Source organism: Vibrio sp. 10N.247.311.13 (genome assembly GCF_041467595.1).
Classification (GTDB): Bacteria; Pseudomonadota; Gammaproteobacteria; order Enterobacterales; family Vibrionaceae; genus Vibrio; species Vibrio crassostreae_C.
Genome location: NZ_JBFSUX010000048.1, coordinates 23,051 through 38,845, shown reverse-complemented (window position 1 = coordinate 38,845; position 15,795 = coordinate 23,051). Strand labels below are relative to the sequence as shown.

15 protein-coding genes are annotated in these 15,795 nt (G+C 46.8%); 1 reads left to right on the top strand and 14 read right to left on the bottom strand.

Annotated elements, in window-relative coordinates; all coding sequences use genetic code 11:
• Window positions 1–117: 117 nt before the first annotated feature.
• Window positions 118–1,671, bottom strand: coding sequence for a glutamine-hydrolyzing GMP synthase (gene guaA, locus AB6E52_RS17360; protein WP_017059729.1), 1,554 nt, complete (start codon window positions 1,669–1,671; stop codon window positions 118–120).
• Window positions 1,672–2,049: 378 nt separating this feature from the next.
• The gene (gene guaB / locus AB6E52_RS17355) at window positions 2,050–3,513 is read right to left on the bottom strand and encodes an IMP dehydrogenase (RefSeq protein WP_017062496.1); all 1,464 of its coding nucleotides are present in this window, start codon (window positions 3,511–3,513) and stop codon (window positions 2,050–2,052) included.
• Window positions 3,514–3,757: 244 nt separating this feature from the next.
• Between guaB and xseA the strand changes: the two genes are divergently transcribed.
• A complete protein-coding gene (gene xseA, locus AB6E52_RS17350) occupies window positions 3,758–5,104 on the top strand; it encodes an exodeoxyribonuclease VII large subunit (RefSeq protein WP_017071855.1) in 1,347 nt (448 codons plus the stop codon).
• A gap of 93 nt (window positions 5,105–5,197) precedes the next feature.
• On the opposite strand, the gene ureG is transcribed toward xseA, so the two are convergent.
• The 12 genes from ureG to urtB all read right to left on the bottom strand — a co-directional run bounded on the left by ureG (window position 5,198) and on the right by urtB (window position 15,785).
• Window positions 5,198–5,836, bottom strand: a complete 639-nt coding sequence (ureG, locus tag AB6E52_RS17345) for an urease accessory protein UreG (RefSeq protein WP_017062498.1) — start codon at window positions 5,834–5,836, stop codon at window positions 5,198–5,200.
• Window positions 5,837–5,882: 46 nt separating this feature from the next.
• Window positions 5,883–6,563, bottom strand: coding sequence for an urease accessory protein UreF (locus AB6E52_RS17340; protein ID WP_102320705.1), 681 nt, complete (start codon window positions 6,561–6,563; stop codon window positions 5,883–5,885).
• A 42-nt stretch (window positions 6,564–6,605) separates the two neighbouring features.
• Window positions 6,606–7,202: a HupE/UreJ family protein gene (locus tag AB6E52_RS17335; RefSeq protein WP_017079882.1), complete on the bottom strand. Its 597-nt coding sequence runs from the start codon at window positions 7,200–7,202 to the stop codon at window positions 6,606–6,608.
• Between the two features lie 235 nt (window positions 7,203–7,437).
• Complete coding sequence (gene ureE / locus AB6E52_RS17330) at window positions 7,438–7,890, bottom strand: urease accessory protein UreE (protein WP_017062501.1); 453 nt, start codon at window positions 7,888–7,890, stop codon at window positions 7,438–7,440.
• Window positions 7,891–7,967: 77 nt separating this feature from the next.
• The gene (gene ureC, locus AB6E52_RS17325) at window positions 7,968–9,671 is read right to left on the bottom strand and encodes an urease subunit alpha (protein ID WP_102320706.1); all 1,704 of its coding nucleotides are present in this window, start codon (window positions 9,669–9,671) and stop codon (window positions 7,968–7,970) included.
• A 39-nt stretch (window positions 9,672–9,710) separates the two neighbouring features.
• Window positions 9,711–10,046 carry an urease subunit beta gene (locus tag AB6E52_RS17320; RefSeq protein WP_102320707.1) on the bottom strand — a complete coding sequence of 112 codons (336 nt, stop codon included), beginning with the start codon at window positions 10,044–10,046 and terminating at the stop codon, window positions 9,711–9,713.
• 11 nt (window positions 10,047–10,057) lie between these two features.
• Window positions 10,058–10,360 carry an urease subunit gamma gene (gene ureA, locus AB6E52_RS17315; protein ID WP_004735119.1) on the bottom strand — a complete coding sequence of 101 codons (303 nt, stop codon included), beginning with the start codon at window positions 10,358–10,360 and terminating at the stop codon, window positions 10,058–10,060.
• Window positions 10,361–10,493: 133 nt separating this feature from the next.
• Window positions 10,494–11,441 (bottom strand): urease accessory protein UreD, encoded by a 948-nt coding sequence (locus AB6E52_RS17310; RefSeq protein WP_017062504.1) that lies wholly within the window; start codon window positions 11,439–11,441, stop codon window positions 10,494–10,496.
• Window positions 11,438–12,133: an urea ABC transporter ATP-binding subunit UrtE gene (urtE, locus tag AB6E52_RS17305; RefSeq protein WP_017062505.1), complete on the bottom strand. Its 696-nt coding sequence runs from the start codon at window positions 12,131–12,133 to the stop codon at window positions 11,438–11,440. Before urtE ends, AB6E52_RS17310 begins: the two co-directional genes overlap by 4 nt.
• A gap of 1 nt (window position 12,134) precedes the next feature.
• Window positions 12,135–12,977: an urea ABC transporter ATP-binding protein UrtD gene (gene urtD / locus AB6E52_RS17300; protein ID WP_017062506.1), complete on the bottom strand. Its 843-nt coding sequence runs from the start codon at window positions 12,975–12,977 to the stop codon at window positions 12,135–12,137.
• Complete coding sequence (gene urtC / locus AB6E52_RS17295; RefSeq protein WP_050052935.1) at window positions 12,974–14,146, bottom strand: urea ABC transporter permease subunit UrtC; 1,173 nt, start codon at window positions 14,144–14,146, stop codon at window positions 12,974–12,976. The genes urtD and urtC overlap by 4 nt, the downstream gene beginning before the upstream one ends.
• Window positions 14,147–14,156: 10 nt before the next feature.
• Window positions 14,157–15,785 (bottom strand): urea ABC transporter permease subunit UrtB, encoded by a 1,629-nt coding sequence (urtB, locus tag AB6E52_RS17290; RefSeq protein ID WP_102320708.1) that lies wholly within the window; start codon window positions 15,783–15,785, stop codon window positions 14,157–14,159.
• Window positions 15,786–15,795: the final 10 nt, after the last annotated feature.

The following is a 15,795-nucleotide window of genomic DNA, read 5'->3' as shown; positions in this document are numbered from 1 at the left end:
GCCCGTAGAGGACTTTCACCTCCTAGATCAACGCCATGCTCGGCGCACAAAGAAAAAAGCCCCGAACTGAGTTCGAGGCTTAAGATCTTAATCAAAGCTGGTTAAATCTCTAAGAGATTATTCCCACTCGATAGTTGCTGGTGGCTTACCAGAAATATCGTAAACAACACGTGAAATGCCGTTAACTTCGTTGATAATACGGTTAGAAACCTTACCTAGGAAGTCGTATGGTAGGTGTGCCCAGTGAGCAGTCATGAAGTCGATAGTTTCTACGGCACGTAGAGATACAACCCAATCGTACTTACGGCCATCGCCCATTACGCCAACTGAACGTACTGGTAGGAATACCGTGAATGCTTGAGATACTTTGTGGTAAAGGTCAGCAGCGTGAAGCTCTTCAATGAAAATAGCATCTGCGCGACGCAGTAGATCACAGTACTCTTTCTTGATTTCGCCAAGAACACGAACACCTAGACCAGGACCCGGGAATGGGTGGCGGTAAAGCATGTTGTATGGAAGACCAAGCTCAAGGCCGATCTTACGTACTTCATCTTTAAACAGCTCACGTAGAGGTTCAACAAGACCCATTTCCATATCATCAGGAAGGCCACCAACGTTGTGGTGAGATTTGATTACGTGTGCTTTACCTGTCTTAGATGCTGCAGACTCGATTACGTCTGGGTAGATAGTACCCTGAGCAAGCCATTTAGCATTAGATAGTTTCTTAGACTCTTCATCGAAGATATCTACGAATACGTGACCGATGATTTTACGCTTAGCTTCTGGTTCAGCTTCGCCTTCCAGAGCTTTAAGGAAACGATCTTCTGCATCGACTTTGATGATGTTTAGGCCGAACTGGTCACCAAACATATCCATAACTTGCTCAGCTTCGTTTAGACGAAGAAGGCCGTTATCAACAAATACACATGTTAGTTTGTCGCCGATAGCGCGGTGAGCAAGCATCGCAACTACAGATGAATCAACACCACCAGAAAGACCAAGGATAACTTCGTCGTCACCTACTTGTTCTTTAATACGTGCAACTGCATCTTCAATGATTGAAGCTGAAGTCCACAGACCTTCACAACCACATACGTTAAGAACGAAGTTCTCAAGCATTTTCAGGCCGTTTTTAGTGTGTGTTACTTCTGGGTGGAATTGAACACCGAAGTACTTCTTCTCTTCGTTTGCCATTGCAGCGTATGGGCAAGTGTCTGTTTCAGCGATCTTTGTGAAATCAGCTGGAATCTCAACTACTTTGTCGCCGTGGCTCATCCAAACATCTTGAGTAGACTCAAGGTCAGCGAAAAGTGCAGATTCGCCAGTCACTTGTACCGCTGCGTAGCCGAACTCGCGCTCAGTAGACGTTGCTACTTTACCGCCAAGTTGCTCAGCCATAGTTTGCATGCCGTAGCAGATACCGAATACAGGAACACCTGAATCAAATACGTACTGAGGTGCACGTGGAGAGTTCTCCTCCGTTACACTTTCAGGACCACCAGATAGGATGATGCCGTCTGGATTGAATTCACGAATATCCGCTTCTTCTACGTCCCAGCTCCAAAGTTCACAGTAAACACCGATCTCACGAATACGACGAGCTACTAGCTGTGTGTATTGAGAACCGAAGTCCAGAATTAGAATACGTTGGTCATGAATATTTTTAGTCATTGTAAGCAGTCTTATTGGCTATGTGATAAAACGGAGGTGAGTTTACTCACCTCTGATTAACTCTTCAAGAAATAAAGCAAACGTTTTCGTTAGATATCTTTAACCACGTGTTTTGAGACAATCGGACTTTTAACAAAACAGGCGGTAGATATAATACCAATCACAGTAAGTAAGTGTTCAGGAATAGCGTAGGAAAAAAGCCTGAGAACGAGGCAGCTCTATTCGACAAAGAGTTCTGATAAGTAGTTATTCTACAATCAAAAATTCTAACGAAGTTATCGAGGTTTTTAACAAGCTAGGATGACCAGTTATTTACTACGATTGGTATATTAATGTGCCGACTAAATCAGCACATTATTCAAACGTTTGGACGTATTATTAACCTAAACGGTAGTTAGGTGCTTCTTTCGTGATTTGAACATCGTGTACGTGAGATTCTTTCATGCCCGCACCAGAGATACGAACAAACTCAGCTTTAGTACGCATGTCTTCAACAGTTGCAGAACCCGTTAGGCCCATGCTTGAGCGTAGACCGCCCATCTGTTGGTGAACGATCTCTTTTAGACGACCTTTGTATGCGATACGACCTTCAATACCTTCTGGAACAAGCTTGTCTGCAGCGTTGTCAGATTGGAAGTAACGGTCAGAAGAGCCTTGAGACATAGCGCCAAGAGAACCCATACCACGGTAAGACTTGTAAGAACGACCGTTGTAAAGGATAACTTCACCCGGTGCTTCTTCAGTACCAGCGAACATTGAACCAACCATCACACAAGATGCGCCAGCAACGATAGCTTTACAGATATCGCCAGAGAAGCGGATACCGCCATCTGCGATTACTGGAATACCGTATTCGTTTGCAACTTCCGCTGCGTCTGCGATTGCTGTTACTTGAGGAACACCAACACCAGTAACGATACGAGTCGTACAGATTGAACCTGGGCCGATACCAACTTTAACTGCACTAACACCCGCTTCGATAAGAGCACGTGCGCCAGCACCAGTTGCTACGTTACCACCGATGATTTGTAGATCAGGGTATGCAGCGCGAGTTTCGCGGATACGGTTAAGTACGCCTTCAGAGTGACCGTGTGAAGAGTCGATAAGTAGAACGTCTACGCCAGCTTCAACTAGAGCAGCAACACGCTCTTCGTTACCAGCACCAGCACCAACAGCTGCACCTACACGTAGGCTGCCGCGCTCATCTTTACATGCGTTTGGTTTACGTTCTGCTTTGTGGAAATCTTTTGCAGTGATCATTCCAGTCAGTTGGAAGTCATCATTTACAACAAGAACTTTTTCAACACGCGCTTCGTGCATTTTCTCTTGAACTTCTTCACGAGTTGCACCTTCTTTAACAGAAGCAAGGCGAGCTTTAGGTGTCATTACTACATCAACTTTCTTAGAAAGGTCAGTAACAAAGCGAACGTCACGGCCAGTAATAATACCAACAAGTTCGTTTGTTTCAGTAACAACAGGGAAACCGGCAAAGCCGTGTTTTTGGGTAAGGGCTACAACATCAGCGATTGTCGCGTCAGGGCTTACTGTTACTGGGTGAGAAACCACACCAGCTTCGTAAATTTTAACCTGGCGAACCATTTCAGCTTGCTGCTCGATTGACATATTCTTATGAATAAAGCCAATACCACCTTCTTGCGCAAGGGCAATTGCTAGGCGTGCTTCCGTAACAGTATCCATCGATGCAGAGATCATTGGGATGTTTAAAGAAATGTTTTTCGTTAACTGAGTGCGAAGATCAGCTGTGTTCGGAAGAACGGTTGAGTGTGCAGGGACGAGTAAAACGTCATCAAAAGTTAAAGCTTCTTTTGCGATTCGTAGCATTTGCAATATCTCACAACAAAGGTGTTAAAAGGAGTAAACCCAACTTTATCGTTTCGCATAATAAAGTGATTTGGATTTGATATTGCAGACGGATTATACGCACGGCGAAATCGCTTGGCTACACATTTTTGTATTTTTAATTTGCATTTACCCCCTTGCTATGTATTATATTGCCGCTATCTTCCATACTCACGCCCTGTGAGATTCCAAGAAAGACCTTCCTTCAAGGAAAGATAGTGCTTCTATGACTAATCCAAACATCTTTACTGTTTCTCGCCTCAACTCAGAGGTTCGTCTCCTATTAGAAAACGAAATGGGAATAGTCTGGCTCGTTGGTGAAATCTCAAACTTCTCTGCACCTGTCTCTGGTCACTGGTACCTCACGCTAAAAGACTCTCGCGCTCAAGTTAAATGCGCCATGTTTCGTGGCAATAACCGCCGTGTGACCTTTAAGCCTCAGAACGGCAATCAAGTTTTAGTCAAAGCTCGCCTATCTCTTTACGAGCCACGCGGTGACTACCAACTGATCATCGAAAGCATGCAGCCAGAGGGTGACGGTAAACTTCAGCAAGAATTTGAAAAGCTGAAGATGAACCTTGCCGCAGAAGGACTGTTTGCTCAATCAAGTAAGCAAGCTCTTCCTGAACACCCAAAACGTGTTGGCGTTATCACATCTAAAACCGGTGCAGCGCTGTTTGATATTCTTGATGTACTAAAAAGGCGCGATCCTTCGCTACCGGTTGTGGTTTACCCGACCATGGTTCAAGGCGAAGAGGCGGCGATTCAGATTGCCCAAGCGATTGGACGCGCTAACGAACGCAATGAATGTGATGTGTTAATCGTGGGTCGTGGCGGCGGTTCATTAGAAGACTTATGGTGCTTCAATAACGAGATCGTTGCTCGCACAATTGCAGCAAGCCAGATCCCGATTATCAGCGCAGTTGGCCACGAAGTTGACGTCACTATCGCCGATTTCGTCGCAGATATGCGTGCTCCAACGCCGTCAGCTGCTGCAGAATTGGTTAGCCGTGACAACAGTCATAAAGAGCAAGCTTATGCCTCTAAACGTGCTCGCTTGGTGAGTGCGATTCGTCATGTGTTAATCAAACAAGCACAATCCACTCAAACGTTAAAATACCGCTTAGAGAAGCAACACCCTAGCTACCAACTTCAAAAGCAGAGTCAGCAGCTTGATGACCTAGATATGCGTTTGCGTCGTGGTATGACTCAATACCTAAAACAGCATGCACAGCGTGTTGAACGTAAACAGCACCAGCTTCAATTGAACTCGCCAGTGAAACGCCTTGGCGAACAGAAACTGCATCTGCAACGTTCAGAGCAAAAGCTATTGGATGCAATGGACAAGACATTACTAACCACTCGCCACCAGCTCGCTATGGCTGCAGAGAAGTTAGAGACCGTTAGTCCACTGGCAACCCTAAAGCGTGGCTACAGCATTACTCATTCAGAATCGAGCAAGACGGTATCATCGATTAACGATGTCGAAGTCGGTGAAGTGATCACCACTCAAGTTGAAGACGGTGTGATTGAGTCGCAAGTGACCACAAGAGTGACTAAGAGCGAGCTTTAAGTTCGACCTAACGTTTCAAACCAGAAAGCCCTATCGATAATCGACAGGGCTTTTTAGTATCTAACGCTTTCAAAAAACTAACCTATTCCAACCCTACTCAGTAGTAGAAGGCTCCTTCATGGTTAGCATCCCTTCAGTCACAATAAAGTTGATGATGAAGTCTAGCCCTTGGCTCTCTTTGAGGTTGGTGAACACGTATGGCTTGGTTGGACGCATGCGTTGTGTGTCTTGCTCCATCACCTCAAGTGACGCACCCACATATGGTGCTAAATCGATCTTATTGATAACCAGCAGATCAGAACGCGTAATACCCGGTCCGCCTTTACGTGGGATCTTCTCCCCTTCCGCTACATCAATCACGTAGATGGTAAGATCGGCTAATTCAGGGCTGAACGTCGCACTCAAGTTATCACCGCCACTTTCGACGAATACCACATCGAGGTTCTTATGCAGCTTGGCAAGCTCTTCTACCGCAGCTAAGTTCATCGACGCATCTTCACGGATCGCCGTGTGCGGACAGCCACCCGTTTCAACACCAATAATACGATCTGGTTCTAGAGCCTCTGCTCGCGTAAGTATCTTGGCATCTTCTTGAGTGTAGATGTCGTTGGTTACCACTGCGATATTGAGCTTGTCGCGAATCGCTTTACAAAGCACTTCTAATAGCGCTGTTTTACCAGACCCTACCGGGCCGCCAATACCAATTCGAAGTGGTTGCTTATAACTTTCCATTGTCTACTTCCTTATATTCTTTTTGCTACATCGTTCGCGCTAACCGCTACGAACGAAATAGTCGTGTGTATTGTGTTTCGTGCAATGAACTCGCTAATGCCATCGAAGGCGAAAAGCTGCCTATCATCCAATCTTCTATCGTGCGGGCCTTTTCGATCACCTCAGGAAAGGTGTTGGTGATATTAATCAATGCCAACTGACCATCGGTTTGACCTAAAGGCACCAACTTGACGCCTGCAGTAACGATATTTTCAAGCCAGCTCCATAGATAACCCTGCTTGAGGCTCTCTAAATCAATACCCCAATGCTGAGCCGCCATACACATGCCCAACAATTGGTTTGGATGACTATCAACAGAATCCACTAGCGAAATATCGATATCCAAGCGCTTCAACAAGGTGTTCAATGCATGCCCACGCTGCTTTTCTTCCGCTCGCAATTCACTGGTTTCACGGCTTGAGTATAAGTAGTTACACCAATGCTCAATCTCATCGATTTCACCCTTTTCTAGCGCGTGATAAAGACGCTCTAAGATAGGTAATTCCAAAGTTGCGACACTGGAACTGACGATGGTATTAAGCCACTGTTCCATGCTGTTGCGATCGGTCACCCACCCCGCTTCAACCGCTAACTCTAAGCCTTGCGAATAAGTGAACCCACCAATCGGCAACGATGGACTGATCAATTGAAACAGACGATAGACGGCTAAATTTTCTGTTGTGGTCATAATCGTGCCCTCAGTCTTCCAGAATCAAATAAGTTCGAGAGCCTACGCGCCTAACAGCAATAGTGCGCTTGCTGAAGCCACGCCGACTGACAACCATTTAGAGTAAACCGCGCGACCAACAAAAGTACCGATAACCATCAGAGCCAAAGCACTGATACTCATGCCTGTTGCGAACTGAGTCAGGTTGCTCGCGGCTTCAACGCCGTGTGCGTAACCATGGAAAAACAACATAGCAATCGAAGCAACTAATACGCTGTTTACACGCTTGGTTGATGGTGAGAATACATGCCATAAACATAAGCTGACGACAAACAGAGAAGCGATAATGGCAGGCTCAACAATCACAGAGAAACCTAGGGCTTGGCCTGCGATAAGCCCTACCACTAAAGACACCAATCCACCGCCAATCAGAGCTGCTTTTGTCTTGGTGGAAAATGACAGTGCGCCAATTAATAAACCGAAAGCGATCAGCATGATCAGATGATCCATGCCAGTCACAGGGTGAGTTAAGCCAGACATAAACGAGTGAGACTCATGAACTGAATGCGCCCCATGTCCTGGGTGAGCGAAAGCCATCGTTGATGTTGTTAGAGAAGCTATTGTGAAAGTGCATAAGCCTGCAGCTGTTTTAAAGTTCATCGCGAGTTCCTTGCTTTATACCAATCGTAGTAAATAATTGCTCACCCTAGCTTGCTAAAATGCTCGATAACTGCGTTATAATTTTTGATTGTAGAATAACTACTTATCGAAAAATTATGCCTTGTTCTCAAGCCTTTTTTCTGCGCTATTGTTGATCACTTACTTACTGTGATTGGTATTATTGTTATTAATATCGTTGTTATATAAATCGTTTAGTGAGTCATCAATGACTCGATTAATGATGGTGATGATGTCCACCAGAGCGACCGCCATAAGCACCGCCTTCTGGTTCAAACGGTTGTTTCTCAGTGGTCACTTTCGCGCCTAAGCCTTCAACCATTTCATCTAAAACATGGTCGTGTTGATAACGAACCCAACCCGCTTCCACTTGCAGCGGAACATGACGGTTACCAAGGTGATACGCCACTCGCGTTAACAGGAGCAAGTCTTCACAGTAAACAGTCGAAACGGTTTCTGGTGCCGCTTTCACTTCTACGACTAAACCGCATTTACTTGAGAGTTGTTCGCCACCACGCAAGATATGACCTCGTGGTAGAAACAGCCCTGCATTGCGCCCGTCATCTAGCATCACCTTAAGGCGGCTTTTGATGCGACTATCGATCGGCAGGCTCAAATAGCCGTCCGGTGCATTTTGTATTTGAGTATTCAGTTGAGTCAGTTCAATCATGCTATTACCTCAATCTCCTTGTGAGATTTATAACGTTCAAAATAGGGTCACTAAAATAAGATTCTTTAGTCAAAGGCTTAGAATAGAAAGTACCGCTGAGCCATTGGCAGCTCTTCAGCAGGCTCACACGTGAGTAGTTCACCATCGGCGCGCACTTGGTACGTCTGAGAGTCGACTTCAATCTTCGGCATCCAATCATTGAGCTTCATGTCGGCTTTGCTGATGTTTCGGCAGTTGCTCACTACACCAATCAAACTCTGCAAACCCAATTGCTTATCGATGTTCTGCGCTTTGGCTTCTTTAGAGACAAACAACATCGATGTGTTCTGACACGCCTTGCCATAGCTACCAAACATAGAGCGATAGTGAACTGGCTGAGGTGTTGGGATTGAAGCGTTTGGGTCACCCATCGGTGCCATGGCAATCATGCCACCTTTCAAAATCACGCTGGGCTTCACACCAAAAAAAGCGGGCTTCCACAACACTAGATCAGCTAACTTCCCTGCTTCGATAGAACCGATTTCATGAGACATGCCATGCGTGATAGCAGGGTTGATGGTGTACTTAGCGACATAACGTCTTAAACGAAAGTTATCGCTGTAATCAGAATCTTCTTTTAGGCTGCCACGCTGAACTTTCATCTTGTGCGCGGTTTGCCAAGTTCGAGTTATTACTTCACCCACTCGCCCCATAGCTTGTGAATCCGAAGCGATCATCGAGAACGCGCCTAAGTCATGAAGAATGTCTTCTGCGGCAATGGTTTCACGGCGAATACGCGATTCGGCGAACGCGACATCTTCAGCAATCGATGGTGAAAGGTGATGACACACCATCAACATATCCAAATGCTCATCGACGGTATTGATAGTGTAAGGACGTGTCGGGTTAGTTGAGGAAGGCAGAACGTTCGGTTCACCTGCTGCGCGAATAATATCGGGAGCATGACCACCGCCCGCACCTTCAGTGTGGTAGGTATGAATCACTCGGTCGCCAATTGCGCCAAGTGTTGATTCAACAAAGCCAGACTCATTCAAGGTGTCTGTGTGAATCGCCACTTGTACGTCCATCTCGTCAGCAACACTCAAGCAAGTATCAATTGATGCAGGCGTGGTGCCCCAGTCTTCATGCAACTTCAAGCCCACAGCTCCGGCTGCGACTTGTTCACGCAATGCTTCAGGTTGGCTCGCATTGCCCTTTCCTAGTAAACCAAAGTTCATGGGGAATTGGTCGAGCGACTCCAACATACGGTGCATGTTCCACGGACCTGGTGTACAGGTCGTCGCATTGGTGCCTGTGTTTGGCCCAGTACCACCACCTATCATGGTCGTCACACCCGACGCCAAAGCTTCTTCAATCTGTTGTGGGCAGATAAAGTGGATGTGTGAATCAATGCCACCCGCGGTGAGAATCGAGCCTTCACCTGCCAAAATTTCCGTGCCCGGGCCAATTACTATATCGACGCCCGGCTGAACGTCTGGGTTACCTGCTTTGCCTAAAGCTTGAACTCGGCCGTCTTTGATGGCGACATCGGCTTTTACGATGCCCCAGTAATCCAACACAATCGCATTAGTGATCACCAAATCCGGTGTCTCAGCACTTGGACGTTGGCTTTGCCCTTGTCCATCACGGATAACTTTACCGCCGCCGAATTTCACTTCGTCGCCGTATACGGTGTAATCCTTTTCAACTTCTAGCCATAAATCGGTGTCAGCAAGACGCACTCGGTCACCGACTGTTGGCCCAAACATTTCGGCATAAGCCTGTTTGGATATCGTCGCCATGTTCAATCCTTTGTTATTTTCATTATTCCGTGGGAGCGCTTAGAGCTTGCCCATCACCTTTCCTTGGAAGCCATAGATCTCTAACTTACCGGCGTAACGCACTAACTCGACGCTGCGCGACTGACCCGGCTCAAAGCGGGTTGCAGTACCCGCAGGAATATTGAGTCGAAAGCCTTTAGTGACTTCTCGGTTAAAGATCAGCGAAGGGTTTGCTTCATAGAAGTGGTAATGAGAGCCAATTTGCACAGGACGATCGCCAATGTTTTGCACCTTAACGGACGTTGTGTCTCGGCCTTCATTGAGAGTGATATCACCGGGAGCGGTTTCTACTTTTCCGGGCACTAAGCCTGAATATTGTTTGGTGGATCCAGCCATATTTCTTCTCCCTACACGATAGGTTCATGAACGGTCACCAACTTGGTGCCATCGGGAAAAGTCGCTTCGACTTGTACATCTGGGATCATGGAAGGGATCCCCTCCATAACGTCATCGACGGTAAGCAGTGTGCGTCCAAAATCCATCAATTCCGAAACGGTTTTCCCCTCACGGGCACCTTCAAGAATGGCACTGCTGATCAGAGCAATAGATTCTGGGTAGTTGAGTTTTAAGCCTTTCTGTTTACGCTGCTGTGCCAGCATTCCTGCGCAGAAGATAAGTAGCTTATCTTTTTCTCTTGGTGTTAATTCCATTTAGCTGCCCGCTGTTAGTGTTGTTTTCTTATTGCTCAGAAACGCATGAGCAGTAAGTGGGATTCAATCACAGCAAGCTTGAAAAAATGTACCGAGGGCCGGAAGTCGCCCTCGGTACAAATAGGGCTAATCGCTAAGTCGCCCAAATCCTTGGTAAATCAGGAGTCGTACCACATAAATGAGAGCGAGTTGCTTGCCAAATCTGACCAAAGGCTTGGAGGATATCTTCACTCCAATTACCCAAGGCTCGCACCACAATCAATCCTTCTATCTGAGTAGCACCCAATATTAATGTGGGTTCACTCGACGTTTTTGATGTAACTGATTGCTGTGAAGCTTGCTGTGTAATAGATATGAGCAAGCTCTGTACCAACTCTAGATCTTGCTTCTCATTTGAGGTGATATAAAAGGTTCCCATCATTGAATAATCAAGTAACCCCATATTTATCATTAACTTATCGCCACCATGAAAATTAAAGCCTTCAGTCAGAAGCCTTTGATTATCAAGATAGATTTCTGTTTTCCCAACGAGATGACCATGCTCGAATCCCTCATTCTGTGCAGGGCGTCCAAAACAGTGCATCTCCCAACCCCAAAACTGTGCACCCTTTTCTAGGCGAATTTCAGTATCTAAACGAACGTGTGCATTCGGGAAAAAGATGTTCTCTTGCGGCATCCATTCCAAGCGTGCATCTTTCTTCACTCGTAGGGTCTGCTTCTGCTTGGCGTACTTGTTGTTTGAGCGATAGAACTTGGTCGCACCGGGTGTGGTAATCAACGCGTGAGCACCGTGCTCAAGATTCACGTTAATATTGAGAGTGTCACCACCTACCACTCCGCCGGGGGGATGGAGTAAGTAGGTGTGACACGTTTCCCCATCAGGATACAGGGGGCGTTGCACCGCAAGCGGACCAGACTGCTGACGATTCTTTAATACGGTTTTATCACCTCGATCGACAAAGGTGAGGTTTAAACTCGCTTGCCAACCATCACGAATATCTTGTTCGATGGTCTCATTCAAAGATAAAGCTTCTACTAAAGAAGCCTTGCTTACTTCATTCGGAGAAAAGAGAGAATTCATACGGTTAGGTACTCCTTTATCAAGGACTCATCGAGCCCTGTCATTTCACCTTCTGCCACTTGGCGTCCACGGTCGATAATGCAAAAACGGTCACCGACCTTTCTTGCAAACGGCAGCTTCTGTTCAACCAACAGAACCGTGAGCCCCATTTTCTCGTTGAGCATGCGAATGATGTCGCCAATCTCTTGCACAATATTGGGTTGAATACCCTCCGTCGGCTCATCCAAGATCAATAGCTTTGGATTAACCACCAGCGCACGCCCAATCGCTAGCTGTTGCTGCTGGCCACCCGATAAATCACCACCGCGACGATGTAGCATCTCTTTTAACACTGGGAAAATATCGAAGATGAATTCAGGGATCTTGCGGTCACCCTTTTTACGAATCGGTAAACCGACCTCTAGATTTTCTTGAACAGTGAGCATTGGGAAGATCTGGCGACCTTGCGGTACATAGCCGATCCCTTGGCGTGGACGGTCCTCGGCATCGGTTTTCAAAAGTGACTCACCCGATAAGGAGATGTCACCGCTTTCAACCTTCACCAACCCCATAATGCATTGCAGTAAGGTGGTTTTACCGACACCATTTCGCCCCATTAGCACCGTGCATTTACCTTCTGGGATCTGCATATCCAAATCCCACAGCGTGTGGCTCTCACCGTAATATTGATTAACTGATTTAACCTCTAGCATCCTATTCTCCGAGATAAACTTGTTTAACTTCAGGGTGAGCCTGCACTTGATCCATGGTGCCTTCTGCCAACACGTGACCTTGATGAAGCACGGTGACGTGGCTAGCAATCGAACGAACGAAATCCATATCGTGTTCAACTACAACCACCGAGTGCTTACCTGCTAGCGAGTTAAGAAGTTCAGAGGTGCGGTCCATTTCTTGGTGAGTCATACCTGCCACGGGTTCATCCACCAGCAACAGCTTAGGGTTTTGCATCAATAGCATGCCGATCTCTAACCACTGCTTTTGTCCGTGAGACAGGTTACCTGCCAAATTCGCCGCTTCGTCTTTTAAATGAATCAGCTCAAGTACCGAGGTCAATTTGTCTTTCTGTTCACCAGACATCACAGCGGTGAACGTCGCCCACACTGAGCGGTCACCGGCCATGGCTAATTCAAGGTTCTGCCACACAGTTAAACACTCAATCACGGTCGGTTTTTGGAATTTACGCCCAACGCCTGCGTTGGCAATTTCAGCTTCGTTCATCTTCAATAAATTGATGTTCGAACCTAGCCACACTTCGCCAGTATCTGGCTTAGTTTTCCCGGTAATGATGTCCATCATGGTGGTTTTACCTGCGCCATTAGGACCGATGATGCAGCGCAGCTCTCCCTCTTTGATGTAGAGGTTGAGGTCGTTTATCGCTTGGAAACCATCGAAGCTTTTATTGACGCCTTCGACATACAACAGCACGTTATGTCGAGTATCGATGGCAGGATGAATATCGGGTTTGAGGTAATCAAAGACTTCGTCTCGACGAGTGAACGCCTGAACCGATTCCTTTACGCTATTAAATGTGGTCATGCGATCACCTCCTTGGCCTTGTGCTGATCATCCTTATCTTTATCTTGGTTTTTCCCATTTGATGCCTTGCGCAGCTGCTGCCACTTTTCACTGACAAAGCCAATCACACCTTGTGGGAAGTACATGGTTGAGAGTACGAATAGTCCACCCAGAGCAAACAGCCACACCTCCGGGAACTCAACCGTAAACCAACTCTTGGCGTAGTTGATGATCAATGCACCGACAATGGCACCAAACAGAGTGGCACGACCGCCTAAGGCTACCCAAACCACAATCTCAATCGAGTTAAGAGGAGCAAATTCTCCCGGATTGATAATACCCACTTGAGGGACATATAAAGCCCCGGCAATACCGGCGATAACCGCAGAAAGCACGAACACCCACAGCTTGATACCATCGACGTCGTAGCCCATAAAGCGAGTGCGTGATTCCGTATCACGAATCGCTAATGCCACACGACCTAATCGGCTGGTCACCACCATGCGACAAGCTATGTAGCTGAGAATAAGCGCAATACCAGTCGCGACAAACAGACCTATCTTGACCGCATCACTCTGCAAACTCAGACCGATGATGTCTTTGAAATCCGTCAGTCCGTTGTTGCCACCAAAGCCCATTTCGTTGCGGAAAAATGCCAGCATCAATGCGTAAGTTAATGCCTGAGTCATGATAGAAAGATACACCCCGGACACACGAGAGCGGAAAGCTAAATAACCGAACAAGTAAGCCAATGCGCCCGGCACCAACACCACCATTAAGCAGGCAAACCAGAACTGATCAAAGCCCTGCCAGAACCACGGCAACGCAGACCAATCAAGGAACACCATAAAGTCAGGTAGGATTGGATCACCATAAACCCCACGGTCACCAATCTGACGCATTAAGTACATGCCCATCGCATAACCACCAAGCGCAAAGAAAGCACCGTGGCCAAGGCTCAAGATTCCGAGATAGCCCCACACCAGATCGAGCGCCAACGCCAACATTGCGTAGCTCAGATATTTGCCCATCAGCGAGATAGTAAAAGTCTCTACATGGAGCGGGTGCCCACTTGGTAACATGGTGTTAGCCAGTGGGATAAGAATAACGGCCGCTAGAATGGCAAGGATGGTCAGTTGGCCACCTTTGTCACCACGCATTGCCGAAAGTACAAATGATTTTGACTGCATGATGTTGTCCTTAACCTTCAGCCGCACGACCACGTTGCGGGAAGAGTCCGCGTGGGCGTTTTTGAATAAATAGAATGATGAAAACCAGTACCAGAATCTTGGCGAGAACCGCACCAGCCCATGGTTCTAAAATTTTATTGAACAGACCAAGGCTTAAGCCTGCGACTAGCGTGCCCCATAGGTTGCCAACACCGCCGAATACCACCACCATGAATGAGTCGATGATGTACGCCTGTCCCATATTAGGGCCAACGTTGGTCAGTTGAGACAGTGCCACGCCTGCAACACCCGCAACGCCAGAGCCTAAACCGAAGGTCATCGCATCAACTCGCTCTGAACGAATACCCATCGCACGAGCCATGCCACGGTTTTGAGAAACCGCACGAACCTGCAAACCTAGTGGTGTCTTTTTCAGAACCATTAATAAGCCCATAAACACCAAACCACAGAAGAGAATGATGTAAAGGCGGTTGTAGGTCAGGGACAACATTGGGTTTAATTGAAGTGCTCCAGACATCCATTCAGGCGTGCTCACTGAGCGGTTCAAAGGAGAGAAAATAGAACGAACAGCCTGCTGCAAGATTAAGCTAATACCAAAGGTCGCGAGTAAGGTTTCCAATGGACGACCATAAAGATGACGAATCACACTTCGCTCAATCGCAATGCCCACTAAGCCAGAAACAATGAATGCCGCTGGAATGGAAAGTATCAGCGCTAGGCCAATATGATTCGGCATCAACAACTGCAATACGTAGGTGGTGTAAGCGCCAATCATGATCAGCTCGCCATGAGCCATGTTGATAACGCCCATCACACCAAAGGTAATCGCTAAGCCAATGCCTGCCAGTACCAATACCGAGCCTAAACTCAAACCGAAGAATACTGTTTCTACACCCGAATAGAGTGCTTGGCTTTGTTGATAGCTATCCATCGCACGTTCTGCTGCAGCGGTAATGCTTGGATCTTGCTCACTGTTCAGTAGTTGGTTCAGTGTTTTCAGAACCACCGAGTGTTTGAAGTCGCCAACTCGTTCAATTGAAGCCACACGATCTTCAATGGTGGCACTGTTATTAAGAGAAGTGGCAATCGCTAACGACAAATCCATTAGCTCAGCTACTTTGCCATCTGATTCATTGGCTCTGAGTTCAGTTAGTCGTTCGATAATGTCAGCGCCTTTGGTTCCTAACAAATCCAAAACCGCCTTATAACGCACATCAGGGTTGCCGCTGTTCAGTCCAATCGAGGCTATTTCCCCGCGTAATATCCCGCGAAGTTTGTTATTCACACGAACCTTTTTAAACTGTCTCGCATTCTCGATATTAAGCGTTGAATCATCCCATACTGACTGAGCTGACGTCGCTGTTTTGATACTTTGAATGAGGTAGAGCTGTTTGTACTGCTCGCTCTGTTTCTCATTGAAGTAGTAAAGGTTTCCGTTTAACCAGCCATCTAAAATAGCTTTCGACACATCTTCCGTTTGCGTCTCAATCACCCAATCGATAGCTAATTCTTTATCCGATGTTTTCTTACCAACTAGCGCCTTGGTAAAGCTAGCTTCATCCGTTATTCCAGCAAAAGCCAACTGAGCACTGACTGCCATAAGCAATAGCGCCTTAAGTACGTTCAATACGTTTTTCATCCCTGCTTCC